This window comes from Lentzea sp. NPDC058450, from assembly GCF_042721395.1.
Lineage (GTDB): Bacteria > Actinomycetota > Actinomycetes > Mycobacteriales > Pseudonocardiaceae > Lentzea.
In genome coordinates this window covers 23,527-43,489 of the sequence record NZ_JBHXLO010000046.1, presented here as the reverse complement: position 1 = coordinate 43,489, position 19,963 = coordinate 23,527, and the positions used below count along the sequence as shown (strand labels likewise).

Sequence of the window (19,963 nt, the reverse complement as noted above, 5' to 3'; positions counted from 1 at the left end):
CTTGACCAGCTATGTTGCTTCCGCTGGTACTGGTTCTCGCGCTGACGCCGCCGACCGCGGCGATGAAGGTCCCCGGTGCGGAACACCACGAACTGGCCCGCCTCGCCGACCTCACCACCACGGGCCTCGTCGCCATCGGCCACACCGACCCGGCCGACTGGGCAGGCCTCACCAGCGCCGCGCTGCCGGTCCCGGCGGCCGTCCCCGGCATCCAGATCGACGGCTACTTCCCGGACACCTCGCGCACCAACACCAACCACGGCTGGCACGACTCGCAGTTCGTCATCAGGCTCCCGGACCGCTGGAACGGCGGCCTCGTCGTCACCGGCGCCCCCGGCGTGCGCGAGCAGTACGCCAACGACAGAGCCATCTCCGACTGGGTCCTCGCCCGCGGTTACGCCTTCGCGTCCACCGACAAGGGCAACACCGGCGCCCAGTTCTACCAGGACGGCAACGCCATGGAGGAGTGGAACCACCGCTTCACCCAACTGACGATCGCCGCCAAGTCCGTTGTCTCCCAACGCTACGGCCGAACCCCGCGCCGCACCATCGCCACCGGCATCTCCAACGGCGGTTACCTCGTCCGCTGGCAGCTGGAGAACCGCCCGCACCTCTACGACGGCGGCGTCGACTGGGAGGGGACACTGTGGACGGTGCGCGGCCCCAACCCCCTCACCTTCCTGCCGCCCATCCTGCGCGCCTACCCGCGTTACCTCGCCGGTGAACCGGGCGCACACGAGGAGATGGTCGCGGCGGGCTTCCCGGCCGGCACCGAGTTCCTGTGGGACTACCACTACCGCTATTACTGGGACCTGACCCAACGCATCTACCGCGAGGAGTTCGACCCGGGCTTCGACGGGGCGCTGGAGGCGGGCGTCCCGTTCTGCGCCTCAGGCACCCCGAACTGCGACGCCGACTACTCCTACGCCACCCGCCGCCGCATCGCCGGACCCGCCGTCTCGAAGATCGCGCTGACGGGCAAGGTGAAACGGCCACTGCTGACCGTGCACGGCACCTACGACGTACTGCTGCCGATCAGCAAGGACTCGGACGTGTACGCGACCATGACGCCCGACCGGCTGCACCGGTACTACCGCGTGGAGCAGGGCACGCACGTCGACGGGCTCGTGGACACCTACCCGGACCGCCTGAGGCCGCTCGCCCCGTGCCACCGGTCGGCGTTCGTGGCGCTGGAACGGTGGCTGGACGGCGTACAACCACCGCCCTCGACCACCCTGCCGAGGCCGGCCGACGTGAGCACCTGCCCGCTTGTGTGAAGCCCGACGCGGGCCCCGCCCACCCAGGGGGCTGACCACCACACCACCCAGCAGCAAAACTAGCGCGTCGGGCACGTTGTCAAGCCCCTCCTGCGCGGATCTGTGGATAACTCGCCTCCCACCGCACAGCGGCCCGGAGTTGTCCACAGATTGCCGCGCAACCCCTTGACAGGTCCGCAACGGCGCTATGTTGAGTGGAGGTGGGCGGTCTGCCCCCAGGGTGGGCGGGGCCTCTCGCTGGTGTCGTGATCCACACCGTCGGCCCGGTCTGGTCCGCGACCGAGGACCGCTCCCCACTCCTCGCCGACTGCCACCACAACGCCCTGAAGGTCGCGCAGGAACTCGGCGCGCGGTCCATCGCGTTCCCCGCGATCTCCACCGGCATCTACCGCTGGCCGATCGAGGACGCCGCCCGCATCGCCAACGCAGCCGTGCGGGACGCGGACATCGAGCTGATCAGGTTCGTGCTGTTCGACGAGAAGACCCTGAACGCCTACCGCCCGTAGTCCGCGATCTTCATCGCCCACCGGTACACCTCGCCGGGGTCCCCCAACGTCGCAGGCAACGAGGCCGGCACCAGGGTCCCGCTCAACGCGTCCAACAGGTCGTACAACCCGAGATGTGCCCACTCCCACAACATGCTGTCGAAGTTGTAGGCCCGCATCAACGGCCCGACCCGCTCCCGGATCGACCGAACATCCGCCTCGGGCAACCCGACCCCAGCCAGCCGCGCATCCGTGGCGGCAACGTCCGAAGCCGAGAACGACGTGTCGAGGAACGGCTCCAACAGGTTCCCCCACACGTCGAACCGCACCACCGAAGGCACGTCGTGCCGCGCGCAGAACGCCTTCAGCCCGGCCGGGTCCCCGGTCAGGAACAACGTCTCCCCGGCAACGGTCCGGATCTCGAACGGCGAGAACGAACAGGACACGTCACGCACGTCCGAAGCACGCAGAACCCCATGCGGCGCAACGGAAGCCCACGGGAACCGGTAGGACGAGAACACGATCCTGTCCGGGCCGAACGTCACCGTCATCGCGCCACGGTGCTTTCCCGCACCTGCAGGGAGAACGGCGTCTCCACGTCCTCCAGCACCGAGTCCCGCGACTCCACCCGCCGGTGCAGCAGGTCCACGGCCGCCCGCGCGATCGCGGACTTGTCCGGCGCGACGGACGTCAGCGACGGCGAGCTGTAAACGCTCTCCTCGTTGTTGTCGAACCCGACCACGGCCAGTTGCGAAGGCACCCGCACGAACCGTTCGGCGGCGGCCCGCATCGCGCCGATCGCCAGCAGGTCGTTGAAGCAGAACACCGCGTCCGGCGGCATCCGCAGGTCCAGCAACGACTTCATCGCCGCGGCGCCGTCGGCACGGTGGTAGTTCAACGCCGGCACGACGAGCTCGTCCCGAAACGGCAACGACGCCTCGGCCAGAGCAGCGCGGTACCCCTCCAGACGCAACGCGGCCGTACCTCGGTGCGGGTGCGCGCCGATCGCGGCGATCCGCTGGTGACCCAGCGAGATCAGGTGCCGGACGGCGGCCTGCGCGGCGGCCACGTTGTCGATGCCCACGCGCGAGATCGGCACGTCCACCGCGTGCTCACCCAGGAGCACCGCGGGCACCGAGAGCTGGAAGTCGTCGACCTGCAACGCCTCGGGCGACAGGATCGCCGCGTCCACCAGGTGCGGGCCCAGCGAGGCCAGCGCGGAGCGTTCGCCGGCCAGGGTGCCGAAGGTCTGCTCGATGAGCACGTTCCACTCGTGCTCCTGGGCGGCGGCGATCACCAGGCCCGCCAGTTCGGCGAAGTACGGAATGGAGAGCTCGGGCAGGACCAGGGCGATGAAGCCGGTGCGGCCGCGGCGCAGGTTGCGGGCGCCGAGGTTCGGGCGGTAGCCGGTGGCCTCGAGCGCCTCCTCGACGCGGCGGCGGTTGTCCGGTTTGACGAACGAGTAGCCGTTGACCACGTTCGACACGGTCTTGACCGAGACTCCCGCCAGCCGGGCGACGTCCTTGAGCGTGGCCAACACAGCCTCCTGAAAAGTGCCGCGAAAAAAACCGGGAGGGTTCCGGGTCTTTACATCGTTGGAACAACGATGCAAATCTAACGCCTGAGAGCGCGTCCACGCCAAGTCCCGCCGTGTAGGAGCCAACGATGTCTCGCATGTTGCTCATCGCCGTCGCCGCCTTGCTCGTGACGGGGTGCACAGCCAGAGAAACCCCGAACACAGCCAGTAGCGAAGGGCCCGCCGCGTCCGCCGCGCAGAACCAAAGCGCAGGTCCGGGCTGTGCGCGCAGCAAGACCGGATACCCGCAGGTCGAGCTCAAGGGCGCCTCGGTCGGCTTCTCGCAGTCGGAGAAGGAAGCGAACCCGTTCCGCATCGCGGAGACCCAGTCGATCAAGGACGAGGCCGCCAAGCGGGGCGCCGACCTGCTGGTCACCAACGCCCAGAGCGACCTGAACAAGCAGATCAGCGACATCAAGTCGCTGCTCGACCGCGGCGTGAAGCTGCTCATCGTCGCGCCGCTCAACTCGGACGGCCTGCAGCCCGCGTTCGACGCGGCCAAGGCCAAGCAGGTGCCGGTCGTGACGATCGACCGCAAGGTCACCTCGCAGCCCTGCACCGACTACCTGACCTTCATCGGTTCAGACTTCGTCAAGCAGGGCGAACGCGCAGCGCAGCAGATGATCAAGGCGACCGGCGGCACCGGCAAGGTCGCGATCCTGCTCGGCGCCTCGGGCAACAACGTCACGGTCGACCGCACCAAGGGCTTCAAGGACGGCATCGCGGGCACGCCGGGCCTGACCGTCGTGGCCGAGCAGACCGGTGAGTTCGACCGGTCCAAGGGCCAGGCCGTGATGGAGCAGCTCATCCAGAGCAACCCCGACATCACCGCCGTCTACGCCGAGAACGACGAGATGGGCGTCGGCGCCGTCACCGCGCTCAAGGCCGCGGGCAAGCAGCCGGGCAAGGACGTCAAGGTCGTCTCCATCGACGGCACCCGCAACGCCGTGCAGCTCATCGCGGACGGCAGCTACACCGCGGTCGTCGAGTCCAACCCGCGCTTCGGCCCGCTCGCGTTCGACACGCTGGAGAAGTTCGGCAAGGGTGACGAGATCCCGAACACCATCGTGATCTCCGACGACGAGTACGACACCACGAACGCCGCGCAGAAGCTCGGCAATGCCTACTGATCCGGTGATCGAGGTCGCGGGCGTCACCAAGACGTTCGCCGGCGTCCGCGCCCTCGACGACGTCAGCTTCACGCTCCAGCGCGGCGAGATCCACGCGCTGGTCGGGGAGAACGGCGCCGGCAAGTCGACGCTCATCAAGGTGCTGACCGGCATCCACACCCCGGATGCCGGCTCCATCACCCGCAACGGGCACATCTCCACGATCTACCAGGAGGTGAACCTCGTTCCGTTGATGAGCGTCTCGGCCAACCTCTTCCTCGGCCGCGAGCCGCGCAACCGGTTCGGGTTGATCGACCGCGCCAAGAGGGACGCCGACGCCGCGAAGCTGCTGCGGGGCTACGGGATCACGGCCGACGTGAGCAGTCCACTCGGGACGCTCGCGGTCGGCGAGCAGCAGATGGTCGCGCTCGCGCGGGCCGTCGACGCCGAGGCGGACGTCGTGATCATGGACGAGCCCACGTCGTCGCTGGAACCGCGCGAGGTCGAGACGCTCCTCGGCGTGGTGCAGAAGCTCCACGACGAGGGCATCGCGATCATCTACGTCAGCCACCGCATGGACGAGCTGTACCGGATCTGCGACACCGTGACGGTGCTCAGGGACGGTGTGAACGTGCACAGCGGCTCCCTCAAGGAACTTCCGCGCATCGAGCTCGTCTCGTTGATGCTCGGCAGGTCGGTGAAGGAGATCGAACGCGACGGCACCACGGCGTTCGGCGAGGACCACCACGCAGACACCCAGCCGGTGCTCGAAGCGCGGAACCTCACCAGCACGCCGCGCATCAACGACGTGAGCGTGTCGGTCCGGCCCGGCGAGGTCGTGGGCCTCGCCGGCCTGCTCGGCTCGGGACGCACCGAGACCGCGAAAGCGATCATCGGCGCGCTCCCGCTCAACGGCGGCACGGTGCTGGTCGCGGGCAGGCCCGTGGCGCACAACGTCAAGGCGTCCACCAGGGCCGGCATCAGCATGCTCGCCGAGGACCGCAAGACCGAGGGGATCATCCCGAACCTGTCGGTGCGCGAGAACATCGTGCTCGCGGCCCTGCCGCGGCTGAGCAGGTTCGGCGTCGTCAGCCGGTCCAAACAGGACAGGATCGTCGACACCTTCGTCAAACGGCTGCGCATCAAGGTGTCCAGCCCCGAGCAGAAGGTCGCCGAGCTGTCCGGCGGCAACCAGCAGAAGGTGCTGCTCGCCCGGTGGCTGTGCACCGAACCGAAGATCCTGCTCCTCGACGAACCGACGCGCGGCATCGACGTCGGCGCGAAGGCCGAGGTGCAGGCGTTGATCGACGAACTCGCGCGGGAAGGCCTGGCGGTGCTGCTGATCAGCTCCGAACTGGACGAACTGCTCGACGGGTCGGACCGGATCGTCGTCCTGCGCGACGGCGCGGTCGCCGGTGAACTCGAAGGAGACCAGCTCACCCGTGAGCACGTGCTCAACGCGATCGCGGCGGAGGTGAAGGATGACGCAGACAGCCACTAAGGCGACCACCAAAGCCACGCGCACGCAGTGGTTGCAGGACAACGGTGTCTACGTCGCCGTCGCCGCCCTGCTGCTGTTCAACGCCGTGTTCACGGCCAACTTCCTGACGGTCGGCAACTTCACCACCCAGCTCGTGCAGGCCGCGCCCGTGCTGATCGTCGCGCTCGGCATGGCGCTGGTGATCGGCACCGAGGGCGTCGACCTGAGCGTCGGAGCGGTGATGGCGCTCGCCGCAGCGATCATCCCGCTCTACCTGGGCGCGGGCCCGCTGATGGCGATCACCATGGCGCTCGTCGTCGGCGTGCTCTGCGGAGCGTTCAACGGGTTCCTGGTCGCCAAGGTCGGCATCCAGCCGATCGTCGCCACGCTGGCGTTGCTGGTCGGCGGCCGCGGCCTGGCGCTGGTGATCGCGAACGGCCAGCTCGTGCAGCTGCGGGACCCGGCGTTCCTCGCACTGGGCACCGACGACGTGCTGGGCATCCCGGTCAGCGTGCTGATCGCGATCGTGCTGGCGCTGCTCGTCGCGGGCCTGACCAACCGCACCACGTTCGGCCGTCAGCTCGTCGCGATCGGCGGCAACCGCAAGGCCGCCACGCTCGCGGGCCTGCCGGTCAACCGGGTGCTGGTCGGCGTCTACGCGATCTGCGGCGTGCTCGCCGCCGTCGCCGGTGTGCTCGCCACGTCCCGGCTCGCCGCGAGCGACCCGGCCGACATGGGCATGCTGATGGAACTGTCCGCGATCACCGCGGTGGTCGTCGGCGGAACCCCGCTGACCGGCGGCAAGGTCCGCGTCCTCGGCACGGTGTTCGGCGTGATCCTGATGCAGCTCGTCCGGGCCACCCTGATCAAGCACAACCTGCCCGACTCGATCGCGCAGATGATCCAGGCCGCGATCATCGTCGCCGCCGTCTACGTGGCTCGGGAGCGCCGATGACGACGACACTCACCAAGTCGGTGCCGACACCGACCAAGGCGGCGCGGACGAAGGTCCTGCAACGCCAGGGCGCCGCCGTCGCGCTCGTGCTCATGGTCGCGGTGTCGTGGCTGGTGTTCCCGCGCTTCGGCAGCCTCGACAACCTCCGCGACCTCGCGCTGCAGGGCTCGTTCCTGGCGATCATCGCGATCGGCATGACGTTCGTGATCATCACGGGCGGCATCGACCTGTCCGTCGGCTCGCTCTACGCGCTCGGCGGCGTGCTCGCCGCGTGGGGCTCGCAGTACGGGTTCTTCGCGGCACTGGCACTGCCGCTGGTGGTCTGCGGGGTGATCGGCCTGATCAACGGCCTGCTGATCGCCAAGACGAACATGGCGCCGTTCATCGTCACGCTGGCGTCGCTGCTGTTCGCCCGCGGCCTGCTGCTCGCGATCACCGACGAGGGCGCCAACACCTACAAGATCGACGGCGACAGCGCGTTCGTCGAACTCGGTCGCGGCACCGTGGCGGGTTTCGGCTACCCGATCTTCGTCGCGGCGGTGCTCGCGCTGCTCGGCGGCATGATCCTCAACCGCACCAACTTCGGCCAGAACGTGTTCGCCACGGGTGGTGCCGAGCAGTCGGCGGTCCTCCTGGGCGTCCCGGTCGCCAAGACCAAGATCCTCGTCTACACGATGAGCGGCACGCTGGCGGGTCTCGCCGGCGCCCTGACCGCCGCTTATCTCCAGTCGGGCGTCACGGTCATCGGCGTCGGCCTCGAACTGGACGCCATCGCGGTCGTCGTCATCGGCGGAACCCTGCTGACCGGTGGCATGGGCACGATCCTCGGCACCGTGATCGGCGTGGGCCTGATCAAGGTCATCCAGAACGTCATCAACCAGATCGGCACGCTCGACAGCAACTACCAGTCAGTGGTGAGCGGGGTGTTCCTGCTCATCGTCGTTGTCCTGCAACGAATACTGCGAAGATAGGAGAGCCATGACCAGACGCGTCCTGGGCGTATTGGTCGGAATCCTCATCACAGCAACCTTTCTGACACCGACAGCGGCGCAGGCGGCGGAGTGGGTCCCCAAGACCCCTCCGCTGGCCACGCCGTGGACCTCCCAGGTGTCGCCCACGAACGCCCTGCCCGAGTACCCGAGGCCGCAGCTGCAACGGCCGGAGTGGCAGAACCTCAACGGCGTCTGGGAGTTCGCGGGAGCGCCCAACCTCACCAGCCCGCCCATCGGCAGGCCACTGGCCGAGGGCGTCCTCGTGCCGTACCCGATCGAGTCCGCGCTGTCGGGGATCAAACGGCACGAGGACAACATGTTCTACCGCCGCACCTTCACGGTCCCGGCCGGGTGGAACGGCCGTCAGGTCAAGCTGAACTTCGGCGCCGTGACCTGGGAGACCCGCGTCTGGGTCAACGGCAGGCAGGTCGGCACGCACACCGGCGGGTTCGACGCGTTCTCGTTCGACATCACCTCTGCGCTCAACGGCGGCGCCAACGAGATCATCGTCGGCGTCACCTCGACTATCGACGGCAGCCGCTACCCGATCGGCAAGCAGCGCAGGAACCCGAGCGGGATCTTCTACACGGCCGCGTCCGGCATCTGGCAGACGGTGTGGCTCGAACCCGTGCGGGCGGCGAACATCACCCGCCTCGACACGACCCCGAACGTCCCCGCGAGCGCGCTCGACCTCGTCGTGCAGGGCACCGCGGGGCAGGCCGTCACCGCCGAGGTGCTGAGCGGCGGCCAGGTCGTCGGCCGGCAGACCGGCACGACCGGCACCTCGCTCAGGGTCCCGGTGCCGAACGCCCGGCTGTGGTCGCCCGACGACCCGTTCCTCTACGACCTGCGCGTCACGCTGGGCGGCGGGGACGCGGTCACCGGCTACTTCGGCATGCGGTCGCTCGGCAAGGCGATGGTCGGCGGCGTCATGAGGCCGTTGCTGAACGGGAAGTTCGTGTTCCAGAGCGGCACGCTGGACCAGGGCTACTGGCCGGACGGCATCTACACGGCGCCGACCGACGAGGCGCTGCGGTTCGACCTCGAACGCCAGAAGGCGCTGGGGTTCAACATGGTCCGCAAGCACATCAAGGTCGAACCGGCGCGCTGGTTCTACCACGCGGACCGGCTCGGCCTGATGGTCTGGCAGGACATGCCGTCCGTCGACTCGATCGACGAGGCGCCGAACTCGCACGCCAACTACGAGTCCGAGCTGCGCCGGGTGATCGACCAGCTCAAGGGCATCACGTCGATCGTGCAGTGGGTGCCGTTCAACGAGGGCTGGGGCGAGTACGACGCGGGCCGGATCGTGAACCTGATCCGCTCGATCGACAACACCCGCCTGATCAACCACAACTCGGGTTCCAACTGCTGCGTCTCCGATCCCGATCCGGGCAACGGCGACGTGATCGACGACCACCACTACCAGATCTCGGCCAACACCAGGCTTCCCGACGCCAACCGGGTCGCGATGCTCGGCGAGTTCGGCGGTCTGGGCCGCCGCGTCGTCGGCCACGAGTACCAGCCGGGTGCCGGATTCGCTTACGGCGCCTTGTATCCCGATGAGGCGTCGCTGACCAAGCGCTACGAGGAGGTCATCAAACAGGTCCAGCGGCTGATCCACACCCGTGGGCTGTCCGCGATGGTCTACACCGAGCCGTACGACGTGGAGAACGAGGTCAACGGCTTCTACACCTACGACCGGCGCGTGCTGAAGATGACCGAGGCGCGGGTGCGCGCGGTGAACCTCGGAGTGCTCGCGGTCGCGCGTGGCACGGCGGTGACCCCGGACGACGTGGTGTCGTTGCGCGTCACCACCTCCGGCTACACCGACCGGTACCTGCGCCACCAGGCCTCACTGGCGCGCACGGACGTGATCACCACCGATCTGGGCAAGCTGGACGCGACGTTCAACCTGCGTCCCGGACTGGCCGACGCGACCTGCTTCTCGTTCGAGTCGCGGAACTTCCCCGGCCAGTTCCTCAGGCACAGCAACGGGCGCATCCGCATCGACGTGAACAACGGCTCGATCGCGGGCGACGCCACGTTCTGCGCCCGGGAAGGTTCCGGTGGCACCGCGCTGGAGTCGTTCAACGTGCGCGGATCGTTCGTGAGGCACTACAACGAGAACGTCTACCTGGCGCGCTCCGGCGGCTCGAACCCTTGGGACACCGCGAACTCGTTCGCCGCGGACACCACGTGGGCGGTCGGCACCGGCCTGTGGCGCAGCGGCGCGGACCTGCCGCTGGACCAGGCCCGCTCGTTCCGCGTGACCACGCCCGGCTTCACGGACCGCTTCCTGCGGCACCGGGAGTCGCTGGCGCGCACGGACGTCGTGACGAACGCTTCGGACTCGCTGACCAAGGCGGACGCGACGTTCGTGATCCGGCGCGGACTCGCCGATTCCACCTGCTACTCGTTCGAGTCCCGCAACATCCCCGGCCAGTTCCTGCGGCACGCGGACTTCCGCGTCCGCCTCGGCTCCAACGACAACACCGACCTGTTCCGCCGCGACGCGACGTTCTGCGCGCAGCAGGGCAGCGGTGGCGTGCGGCTGGAGTCGATCAACGAGCTCGGCACCAACATCCGGCACTACTCGGAGGAGGTCTGGGTCGCCTCGAACGGCGGCGCGCACACGTACGACAACCCTGCCTCGTACAACCAGGACGTGAGCTGGGCCGTGAGCTCACCCTGGGCGCCCTAGGAGACAACATGTTGCTACGCATAGCTTCTGTGTCCGCGATCGTGTTGGGCACGCTCACCATCCCTGCCGTGACGGCGTCGGCTGACGTCGTCGACGCCATGAGCCGCGACTTCGGCATCACCCAGTCGGAGGCGCTGACCCGCATCCGCGCCGAGAAGGTGGCGCTGAAGATCGCACCGGCCGCCGAACAGGCCGCTGCCCACGCTTTCGGCGGCAGCTGGTACGCCGAGGGCAAGCTTCAGGTCGCCGTCACCGATCCCGCGCGGGTGGACGCCGTGCGCGCCACCGGTGCCCAGCCGGTGCTGCGGACGAAGTCCCTGGCGTCCCTGAACACCGTGAAGACGGGCATCGACAGACTGTCGAAGGCCGGGGCCGTGCCGGAGGGCGTCGCCGGGTGGCGGGTCGACGTCCAGCGCGGCGCCGTCGTGGTCGACGCGGTGCCGGGAACCGATGTCTCGTCGCTGCCCCAGGACGTCGTCGTCAACACCGCAGGTGTGCAGAAGCCGCAGACGTACGCGGCCGGCACCGTCGGCGGCGACCCGTTCTACACCGGCAACGTCCGCTGCTCGATCGGCTTCTCCGTGCACGGCGGCTACGTCACCGCGGGCCACTGCAACGTCGGCGCCTGGAACGTCTACGGCTGGGACCGCTCCTGGCAGGGCGAGTTCGTCGGCTCGTCGTTCCCCGGCAACGACTACGGCTGGGTCCGCACCGGCGGCGGCTGGTGGAACGTGCCGGTCGTGCTCGGCTGGGGCCAGACCAGCGACGCCCTGGTCCGCGGTTCGTGGGAGGCCCCGCCCGGCACGTCCGTGTGCCGTTCGGGCTCGACCACGCACTGGCACTGCGGCGTGATCCAGGGCCGCAACGAGACCGTGAACTACCAGCAGGGCGCGGTCTACGAGATGGTCGGCACGAGCGTGTGCGCCGAGGGCGGTGACTCCGGTGGCTCGTTCATCACCGGCGACCAGGCCCAGGGCGTGACGTCCGGCGGGTACGGCAACTGCTCCAGTGGCGGCCGCACCTGGTTCCAGCCCGTCAACGAGATCCTGCGCACGTACGGGCTGACGCTGCTGACCGCCTGAGAACTCCGCCGGGACGCGGGCGCCTCCGCGTCCCGGCGGTTCCACCTGACGGGGAGATCATCCACTTGTGGGTGGTCTCCCTTACGCCGTAGGTCTACTGCTCTGTCAGACCACGGGCCGATGTGCGCGTAGATCCCGCCCTTGTGAACTGTCCCGGACGTTCTGACGTTCCTTGGGGGAGTTCATGTCCTTCCTGACCGATGCCCTCGAAGGGCTCGCCGGTCTGCCACAACCCGCCGTGCTGGCGGTGACCGGCGCGTTGACACTCGCGGAGTGCACGCTCGGTGTCGGCTTCCTGGCGCCGGGGGAGAGCGCCCTGCTGCTGGCCTCGACGACGGTCACGACCCTGCCGCGGTTCCTGATCATGTGGCTCGTGGTCACGGTGTGCGCGGTCGCCGGCGACAGCATCGGCTACTACCTCGGCCGCCGCTACGGCGACCGGCTGCGCGACAGCAAGATCGTTCGCAAGGTGGGGCAGCAGCACTGGGACAAGGCGGGCGACCTGCTGCGGCGGCGTGGCGCGTGGGCGGTGTTCGTCGCGCGGTTCATGCCCGTCGTGCGCACCCTGGTGCCGGCGTCCGCGGGTGCGTCGAAGCTGGAGTACCGGCGGTTCCTGCCCGCCTCGATCGCGGGTGCGGTGTGCTGGTCAGCGCTGCACATCGGCATCGGCGCGACCGCCGGCGCCTCGGCGAAGTACATCGAGTCGGTCTTCAACGGCGCGATGTGGGTCCTGCTGGGTGTTGCCGCGCTGGTCACCGTGATCGTCGTGCTGCGCCGCCGCAAGGCCGCCCTGACGTCGTGAGGTGAGCACCTGCTTGCCGACGTCGCGGTGCAGGACCTCCGCGGTCCAGCCGATCGCGGACGCGCGGAGGAAGAGCTGTTCGGCGAAGACGACGCTGCGGTGGCGGCCGCCCGCGCACCCCGCGGCGAGGACGACCGTGCCCAGGTCGAGCGCGACCAGTGCGGTGACGGCGGTGAAGATGCGGTCGAGGTAGTCGCGGACGCCTCGGGTGCGGAGGACCTTCGCGACGACCTTCGGGTGGTGGCCGGTCAGGTCGCGCAGCCGCGGTGAGACGTGCGGGTCGCGGAACCGCTCGCGGAGGTCTACGACGAGGTCGGCGGCCGGAGCGGGTCCGTGCCCGAACCCGAGGGAGACGATCCGCAGCTGCAGGGCGCTGGTGGTTTCCATGATCCCACGATCGAGTCGAGAACCGTTGCGGGACAAGGGTTTCCTGAGTCCCATCGAACGGGCAACGGTCCTGGAGCCGTCCCTGACCGCCGATCGGCCGATGTCCGCCGGGACATAAACGCGTATTTTCTTCACGTCTGTGTCCTGGTGGAAGGTGGTCGTCGTGCTGGCAGCCGGTCTGGTGTTGGCGGTACTCGCGAGCGGCGGCGGCGCGCCGCTCGATCCCAGGGAGCCGGGTGAGCACTCGGTGGTCTACCGCGCCGAGACCGTCATCTCGGCGCCCCAGGAGCGCGTCTACGGGCTCATCACGGACTTCGCGGGGTACGCGCGCTGGAACCCGTGGGTGGTGAAGGCCGCGGGCGGGACCGCGCCGGGCGACGAGGTGCGGGTGGACGTGCTGCTCGGCTCGGTGCGGATGGCCGCGAAGCACACCGTGCTCAACGGCGTTCCCGGACAGCGGTTCTGCTGGAAGGACGCCGGTTGGAACGCGTGGTTCGTGTACGGCCAGCGGTGCCGGACGCTCACGACCCAGCCGGACGGGACCGTGCTGGTGACCAACGAGCTGCTGGTCGACGGCGTGCTCTCCGGGGGAGCGGACCTCTTCATAGGCAAGGCGATGAAGGACGGCATGCAGGCCGAGAACGCCGCCCTGAAGCGGGTCGCCGAGTCCGCCTGAGCCCCTGTCGACGGACAGTCGACGGATTGTCGACGGGGCGGGCCATCGTGAGCGGCGACCCAAGGGGAGGTACCCATGAGGAAACGGATCGCCACCACGGCGCTCGCCTCGACCGCCACCATCGCGGCACTGCTCGGCACCGCCACGCCCGCCTCCGCCGACGACCACTTCGACGTCACCGTCCGGAGCGCGGTCAGCGGCAAGTGCCTGGCACCGCAGGGCCAGTCGTCCGAGGACGGCGTGCCCATCGTCCAGACGTCCTGCGTCGGGAGTCCCTTCGAGCGGTGGGACTTCATCGACCGCGGGAACCACGTCTTCCAGATCCGCAACGCGGTCACGTTGAAGTGCATGAACGCCCTCGGCAGCAACACCAACGGGACCCCGGTGGTCCAGTGGCCCTGCGCCAACATCAGCAACCAGCGGTTCCAGGCCGGGCGCGACCTGCCTGACTGGGTGACCCTCCGCTCGCGGGTCGCCGGCACGAGCACGCACTGCCTCGACGTGCCGGGCGGGCGGCCCGACGAGGGGCTCGCCATGCAGATCTGGGCCTGCAACGGCACCGCCGCGCAGACCTTCGGGGTGTTCCCGGTCTGACGACGTATCCCCGAGCCGGGAGCGCGCTCTCACTTCTCGGTGGAACACGGGGTTGAGGACGAGACGGGGCAGCGGATGCCGGCGACCGGCATCCGCGTGCTCGGAACACTCGAGGTCGTGGCGGACGGGCGGGCGCTGGATCCCGGCGGGCCGCGGCTGCGGGCGGTGCTGGCGTTGCTCGCGGCGTACGCGAGCCGGCCGGTGAGCGTGGCGACGTTCGTGGCGGAGCTGTGGGGGCCGGTGGCGCCGCCGGACGCGGAGCGCACCGTCCGGACGTACGTGTCCAGGCTGCGCGGGGGAGTGGGGCCGCTCGCCGCGCTGATCCGCACCCGGCCGCCGGGGTACGTGCTGCTGGAACCGGAGGTCGTGGACGCCGTCCGGTTCCAGCGGCTCGCCCGCGCGGGCCGTGCCGCGCTGGCGAAGGGCGAGATCGGTGCCGCACAGGGGTTTCTGGCCGATGCGCTCGGGCTGTGGCGCGGACGGCCCTACGACGAGTTCGACGGCGTCGCCGCGTTGGAGGCGGAACGGACCCGGCTGGCCGGGGTGCGCCTCGACGTCGTGCAGGACCGCCTGGACACCGACCTGGCCGCCGGGGCCGGTGACGGGCTGGTCGCCGAACTGACCGAGCTCACGGCCGCCCATCCCGGCCACGAGCGGTTGTGGGGCCAGCTGATGACGGCCCTGTACCGCGCCGGTCGCCAGGCGGAGGCCCTGGAGGCGTTCCGGCGCGCGCGGGCGCAACTGGTCGAGCACGCCGGGGTGGAACCGTCACCCGCGTTGACCGGCGTCCAGGACGCGATCCTCGCGCAGGACCCCCGGTTGCTTCCCGCCGCACCGGCGTTGACCGTGAGCCTTCGTCCGGTCCAACTGCCCCCGGTGGCGCCGGGATTCGTCGGCCGTGACGGTGCATTGGCCGCGCTCGACGCCGCCGTGCACTTAAGACGGGACACGATCGCCGTCGTGGCGGTGTGCGGAACCGCGGGCGTGGGCAAGTCCGCCTTGGCGTTGCGCTGGGCCCGGCGCAACGCCGCCCGGTTCCCCGACGGGCAGCTCTACGTGAACCTGCGCGGGTTCGACCCCGGCGGGGTGCTGCCTCCGGGTGAGGCGCTGCACGGCTTCCTCACCGCGTTCGGGGTCACCGCGGACCGGATCCCCGGCGCCGTCGAGGCCCAAGTCGCGCTCTTCCGCAGCCTCACAGCCGGAAAGCGCTTGCTGGTCGTGCTGGACAACGCGCGCGACGCCGCCCAGGTCCGGCCGCTGCTGCCCCCGGAGCCGGGGTGCGCCGTCGTCGTCACCAGTCGCGACGACCTGGCCGGTCTGGTGGCACGGGACGGCGCCGGCCGGGTCGAGCTGGACGTGCTCGATCCCGTGGCCGCGACCGCACTGCTGCGGCTGCTCATCGGCGAGCAGACGGCCACCACCGCGGAACTCGACGAGCTCGCCGCCCGGTGCGCCCGGCTGCCCCTCGCCCTGCGGGTCGCCGCCGAACTGGTCACCCGGCGCGGGCGGGTCGGCCTCGAAGAGCTCGCCGACGAGCACCGCAGGCTCGACCTGCTGGCGGCCGGCACCGACGCCGACACCGCCGTGCGCGCGGTGTTCTCCTGGTCGGAACGGCATCTGCCGCAGGCCGCGAACCGGTTGTTCTGGTTGCTGGGACTGCATCCCGCCCGCGACACCGGCATCGCCGCCGTCGCCGCACTGTCCGGTGTGGACGAACCGGAGGCCCGGGCGTTGCTCGACGTCCTGCAGACCGCCCACCTGGTGGAGAGCTCGGGGGCCGGCCGCTGGACGATGCACGACCTCCTGCGCGCGTTCGCGAGGGAACGCGCCGAGCAGCACCTCACCGGCGTGGAACGCAGGCAGGCGTTGAAGAACCTCTACGAGCACCACCTGACCTCGGCGCTGGACGCGACGGCCGTTCTGTACCCGTCCGCGAAGCGGTGGCGCGGCGAACCGGCGCGGGACCGATCACCCCTGACGGCCGTCATCGCGAAGGCCTGGCTGGACACCGAACGACCTGCGCTCGTCGCGATCATCGGCACCGCCTCCGGCGAGTTCGCGGGCTACGCCGTCAGGATCGCCCGCGCGATCGGCCAGCACCTCGACGTCGGCTACCACAACGCCGACGCGTTCGCGGTGCACCAGCACGCCCTCACGGCCGCGGACGAGATCGGCGACGCGGCCGGCCGGGCGAGCGCCCTGCTGCAGCTCGGCCGCTCCCACGCCCGCGCCGGCGAGTACCACGAGGCCAACGAGCACTTCTGGCAGGCGCTGGAGTTGTTCCGGCGCCTCGGCGATCCGGCGGGGGAGGCCAGGACCCTGCACGCCCTGGGCCACAACGAGGGCCGGGCCCGCCACTACCACGAGGCGCTCGCGACCTACGGCCTGGCGCTGGCGCTGAGCCGGCGAACGGGCGACCGCGGCCAGGAGGCCGTCGGCCTGGCCAGCATCGGACAGGTGCAGCACAGCCTCGGCAGGCACGACGACGCGGTGGACTGCTACCGCCAGGCCGCGTCGATCTACGAGGAGCTCGGCCAGCGCGTGGGGCAGGGGAGGATCCTGAACGACCTCGGCTGCGCCCTGCACAGCCGGGGAATGCTCGACGAAGCGCACGACCACCACCAGCGCGCCCTGGTGATCCTGGACGACGTCGGCGACCGCGCGGCCGCGTCGATCGCGCGCACCGAACTGGGCCGCGTGTGCTCGCGGTGGGGCCGCCACGCGGAGGCGTTGGAGCACCACGACCACGCGCTCACCGTGTTCCGCGAGATCGGCGACCCGGTGGGCGAAGCGGAGGTGCTCATCAACCTGGGCGCCACCCACGAGCACCTGGGCCACCACGAGGAGGCCGCCGAACTCTGCCGGGAAGCGGAGCAGCTCGCCGTGAACCTGGGTGACCGCCTGTTGCAGTGCATGGCGCTCAACGGTCGTGGCCGCGCCTCCTGCGCCTCAGGCCGGTTCGAGGAAGCGTTGGCGTGCCACGAAACGGCACTGGCACACGCGCGGGAGATCCAGGACCCGGCACAGGAGGCCCGATCGCTGGACGAGCTGGCCGCCGTGCACGAACGCACCGGCGAGGCCGCCGAAGCGCGTCGCCTGCTGACCGCCGCCCTGCCGATCTACGAGGCGCTCCGGATGCCCGAGGCCGCCGTTGTGCGCCAACGACTCGGTGGCGTGGTCGCCTGAGGGGAAAGCGGTTTCCCATCAGGCCGTCGTTGACACGTCCGCCCCTCCGGCCGAACATACGGTCGCGTATGTTCCGTTCGTCGAGGGGGTAGGGACGATGTCACGTACATTCCGGATCGGCTCGTGGGCGTGGATCGCGACCGGGGTCGGGCACCTGGCGATCATGGGGGTCATGGCGTTGCGCGATCCGGACCCGGCCGGGGAACGCGCGGCCGCGGCGTCGAAGGCGGTCACGTTCGCGCTGGGCGGGGTTCAGCGCACGCTGTACGAGGTCGACCTGGGGATCAACTTCGTGATGTCGGCCGCCCTGGTCTTCGGCGGCCTGGCCTGCCTGGTCGTGGCGAAGGCGGGGCCGGTGCCGCGGGCGCTCGCCGGGCTCGGGTTCGCCACGTCCTTGGTGCTGCTCGCGGTGGCGGCCGCCTTGCTGCCGTCGCCACCGATCGTGCTCTTCGCGGTGGCCGCACTCGCGTTCGGGTACGCGAGCCTGCAGCCGGGAAGGCGCACACCTTCCCGGCTGCAGGCCTGAGCCGACTCAGGATCGGCTGCCCACGACCTCGGCCGGCTCCGGTGAGAGGCGCCCGAGTTCCGCTGTCGGGCGCCGGAACGTCTCCCGTCCCGTCGCGATCGCGGCGGCGCTGAGCGCGCACACCGCGGCGGTGAAGATCGCGACCCCGATCCAGTCCTCCCGGCCGGACCCGATGGCCGCCACGACACTCGGGGCGAAGCCCGCGATGGCGAACCCGATCTGGGTGCCGATCGCCATGCCGGAGAGCCGGACCTCGGTGCTGAACATCTCGCCGTACAGCGAGGGCCAGATGCCGTTGATCGCGGAGTAGGCCACGCCGAACAGCAGGATGCCGAGCGCGAACACCAGTCCGTACGCGCCGATGGAGATCGACCACAGGTAGGGGAAGATCAGGATCGCGCACGCGCCGCAGCCGGCGAGGAAGACCGGCTTGCGGCCGATCCGGTCGGACAGCCCTGCCAGCAACGGGATCGAGGCCAGCGCGACCACGTTGGCGAGGACGCCCACCCACAGCATCGGGGTGCGGGCGAGGCCGATCGTGTTCACCGCGTAGCTCAGGGCGTAGACGGTGAAGATCGTGCTGACCGAGGCGATGGTCGCGGCGAGCACGACGCGCAGGACGTCCTGCCAGTGCGTGCGGAACAGTGTCGCCGCCGGGAGTTTGGCCTTCTTGGTGCGCTGGAAGGCCGCGGTCTCGTCGATCTTGCGGCGGATGACGAGACCGGCGACCACGACGAGCGCGCTGCACCAGAACGGAACGCGCCAGCCCCACGTGAGCAGGTCCTCCTGCGGAAGTGCCGCCACAGGTAGGAAGATCGCGGTGGCGAGGATCTGGCCCGCCTGCGTGCCGCTGAGGGTGAAGCTGGTGAAGTACGCCCGGCGGTGTTCCGGCGCGTGCTCCAGCGACATCGAGTTCGCGCCCGCCTGCTCACCCGAGGCGGACAGTCCCTGCAGCAGGCGCAGGAAGACGAGCAAGATCGGTGCCAGCACGCCCGCCGTGTCGTAGGTCGGCAGGCAGCCGACGGCGAAGGTCGCCACGCCCATCAGCAGCAGCGTGAAGATGAGCACCTTCTTGCGGCCGAAGCGATCGCCGACGTGACCGAGGACGAACGCGCCGAGCGGCCTCGCGAGGTAACCGACGCCGAACGTGCCGAGGGCGAGCAGCGTCCCCGTCGCCGGATCGGCGGCCGGGAAGAAGACCTTGTTGAAGACCAAGGCCGCGGCGGTGCCGTAGATGAAGAAGTCGTAGTACTCGAGGGCGCTGCCGATCCAGGCTGCCAGCGCAGTCTTGCGGGCCATCGATGTGGTCACGGCGTACTCCTATGTACGGCCTAGTTAGTTAATACAAGTTCGGACATGGCACCCCCGCGTGTCAAGGGTCAGATTTCAGCTGGTCAAGTAGTCGATCAGCATGTCACCGAGCATGCGCCGGTGGTGGTCGCGGCGATCGGGGTCGAGCATGTCGCGACCGAAGATCGCGGCGAACGTGTGCCGGTTCGCCAGCCGGAAGACGCAGAACGAGCTGATCACCATGTGCACGTCGAGGGGGTCGACGTCGTCGCGGAACCGGCCCGCCGCGCGGCCGCGTTCGAGGAGCTGGGTCAGGCCGTCGAGGGCGGGGTTCGCCAGTCCGGCCAGGACCTCCGAGCGGGCGATGTGCTCGGCCCGGTGGATGTTCTCGATGCTGACGAGCCGGATGAAGTCGGGGTGCGCCTCGTGGTGGTCGAAGGTCAGCTCCGCGAGCCGGCGGATGCCGTCCTCGGGGGAGAGGTGCTCGACGTCGAGTTCGGCCTCGAGCGCCCTGATCTCCAGGTAGGCCCGCTCCAGCACGGCGATGTAGAGCTGTTCCTTGCCGCCGAAGTAGTAGTAGATCATCCGCTTGGTCGTGCTCGTGCGTTCGGCGATCTCGTCGACGCGCGCGCCCGTGTAGCCCTTGTCGGCGAACTCCCGGGTGGCCACCTCCAGGATGTCGGCGCGGGTGCGGTCCTTGTCCCGCTGGCGCTCGGCATCGGGCGATGGTGCGGCCACCTGGCCCCCTTCGATCTGCGGATGACCAGCCAACTCTAGTCCAGCACTTCCTGGCGGCGACTCGGAGCGCTACAGTGAACTCACTAGTTCGTACATTAAGCGGG

General features: G+C 69.7%; 17 protein-coding genes and 1 pseudogene. 13 read left to right on the top strand and 5 right to left on the bottom strand.

The window, feature by feature from the left end; genetic code table 11:
* Positions 1-11: 11 nt before the first annotated feature.
* On the top strand, positions 12-1,277 hold the full coding sequence (locus ACFWNN_RS42265; protein ID WP_382445617.1) for a tannase/feruloyl esterase family alpha/beta hydrolase: 1,266 nt from the start codon (positions 12-14) through the stop codon (positions 1,275-1,277).
* 245 nt (positions 1,278-1,522) lie between these two features.
* A complete protein-coding gene (locus ACFWNN_RS42260) occupies positions 1,523-1,783 on the top strand; it encodes a macro domain-containing protein (protein ID WP_382445616.1) in 261 nt (86 codons plus the stop codon).
* Here the strand turns inward: ACFWNN_RS42260 and ACFWNN_RS42255 are convergent.
* Together ACFWNN_RS42255 and ACFWNN_RS42250 are read right to left on the bottom strand one after the other, a co-directional pair.
* Positions 1,771-2,313 carry a hypothetical protein gene (locus ACFWNN_RS42255; RefSeq protein ID WP_382445615.1) on the bottom strand — a complete coding sequence of 181 codons (543 nt, stop codon included), beginning with the start codon at positions 2,311-2,313 and terminating at the stop codon, positions 1,771-1,773. The genes ACFWNN_RS42260 and ACFWNN_RS42255 overlap by 13 nt on opposite strands.
* Complete coding sequence (locus tag ACFWNN_RS42250) at positions 2,310-3,302, bottom strand: LacI family DNA-binding transcriptional regulator (RefSeq protein WP_382445614.1); 993 nt, start codon at positions 3,300-3,302, stop codon at positions 2,310-2,312. Before ACFWNN_RS42250 ends, ACFWNN_RS42255 begins: the two co-directional genes overlap by 4 nt.
* Positions 3,303-3,427: 125 nt before the next feature.
* Here ACFWNN_RS42250 and ACFWNN_RS42245 point away from each other — a divergent pair, with 125 nt between their 5' ends.
* The 7 genes from ACFWNN_RS42245 to ACFWNN_RS42215 all read left to right on the top strand — a co-directional run bounded on the left by ACFWNN_RS42245 (position 3,428) and on the right by ACFWNN_RS42215 (position 12,462).
* On the top strand, positions 3,428-4,468 hold the full coding sequence (locus ACFWNN_RS42245) for an ABC transporter substrate-binding protein (protein WP_382445613.1): 1,041 nt from the start codon (positions 3,428-3,430) through the stop codon (positions 4,466-4,468).
* Positions 4,458-5,948 carry a sugar ABC transporter ATP-binding protein gene (locus tag ACFWNN_RS42240; protein ID WP_382445612.1) on the top strand — a complete coding sequence of 497 codons (1,491 nt, stop codon included), beginning with the start codon at positions 4,458-4,460 and terminating at the stop codon, positions 5,946-5,948. Before ACFWNN_RS42245 ends, ACFWNN_RS42240 begins: the two co-directional genes overlap by 11 nt.
* Positions 5,929-6,882 (top strand): ABC transporter permease, encoded by a 954-nt coding sequence (locus tag ACFWNN_RS42235; protein ID WP_382445611.1) that lies wholly within the window; start codon positions 5,929-5,931, stop codon positions 6,880-6,882. The genes ACFWNN_RS42240 and ACFWNN_RS42235 overlap by 20 nt, the downstream gene beginning before the upstream one ends.
* Positions 6,879-7,853: an ABC transporter permease gene (locus ACFWNN_RS42230; RefSeq protein ID WP_382445610.1), complete on the top strand. Its 975-nt coding sequence runs from the start codon at positions 6,879-6,881 to the stop codon at positions 7,851-7,853. The genes ACFWNN_RS42235 and ACFWNN_RS42230 overlap by 4 nt, the downstream gene beginning before the upstream one ends.
* A gap of 7 nt (positions 7,854-7,860) precedes the next feature.
* Entirely contained in the window at positions 7,861-10,578 is a 2,718-nt protein-coding gene (locus ACFWNN_RS42225; RefSeq protein WP_382445609.1) for an AbfB domain-containing protein, read from the top strand.
* An 8-nt stretch (positions 10,579-10,586) separates the two neighbouring features.
* Entirely contained in the window at positions 10,587-11,660 is a 1,074-nt protein-coding gene (locus tag ACFWNN_RS42220; RefSeq protein WP_382445608.1) for a S1 family peptidase, read from the top strand.
* A 184-nt stretch (positions 11,661-11,844) separates the two neighbouring features.
* Complete coding sequence (locus ACFWNN_RS42215; protein ID WP_382445607.1) at positions 11,845-12,462, top strand: DedA family protein; 618 nt, start codon at positions 11,845-11,847, stop codon at positions 12,460-12,462.
* Positions 12,463-12,492: 30 nt separating this feature from the next.
* On the opposite strand, the pseudogene ACFWNN_RS42210 reads toward ACFWNN_RS42215, so the two are convergent.
* A pseudogene (locus ACFWNN_RS42210) lies at positions 12,493-12,849 on the bottom strand (ATPase); the annotation flags it as partial.
* Between the two features lie 139 nt (positions 12,850-12,988).
* Here ACFWNN_RS42210 and ACFWNN_RS42205 point away from each other — a divergent pair.
* From ACFWNN_RS42205 to ACFWNN_RS42190, 4 genes are all read left to right on the top strand, one after another.
* The gene (locus tag ACFWNN_RS42205; RefSeq protein WP_382445606.1) at positions 12,989-13,525 is read left to right on the top strand and encodes an SRPBCC domain-containing protein; all 537 of its coding nucleotides are present in this window, start codon (positions 12,989-12,991) and stop codon (positions 13,523-13,525) included.
* 75 nt (positions 13,526-13,600) lie between these two features.
* Positions 13,601-14,119 (top strand): RICIN domain-containing protein, encoded by a 519-nt coding sequence (locus tag ACFWNN_RS42200; RefSeq protein ID WP_382445605.1) that lies wholly within the window; start codon positions 13,601-13,603, stop codon positions 14,117-14,119.
* A gap of 39 nt (positions 14,120-14,158) precedes the next feature.
* Positions 14,159-17,305, top strand: a complete 3,147-nt coding sequence (locus ACFWNN_RS42195; RefSeq protein WP_382445604.1) for a tetratricopeptide repeat protein — start codon at positions 14,159-14,161, stop codon at positions 17,303-17,305.
* Between the two features lie 97 nt (positions 17,306-17,402).
* Complete coding sequence (locus tag ACFWNN_RS42190; protein WP_382445603.1) at positions 17,403-17,831, top strand: hypothetical protein; 429 nt, start codon at positions 17,403-17,405, stop codon at positions 17,829-17,831.
* Between the two features lie 6 nt (positions 17,832-17,837).
* Here ACFWNN_RS42190 and ACFWNN_RS42185 read toward each other — a convergent pair whose 3' ends face one another.
* Together ACFWNN_RS42185 and ACFWNN_RS42180 are read right to left on the bottom strand one after the other, a co-directional pair.
* Positions 17,838-19,142 carry an MFS transporter gene (locus ACFWNN_RS42185; protein ID WP_382445602.1) on the bottom strand — a complete coding sequence of 435 codons (1,305 nt, stop codon included), beginning with the start codon at positions 19,140-19,142 and terminating at the stop codon, positions 17,838-17,840.
* A gap of 75 nt (positions 19,143-19,217) precedes the next feature.
* Entirely contained in the window at positions 19,218-19,859 is a 642-nt protein-coding gene (locus ACFWNN_RS42180; protein WP_382445601.1) for a TetR/AcrR family transcriptional regulator, read from the bottom strand.
* Positions 19,860-19,963 lie beyond the last annotated feature (104 nt).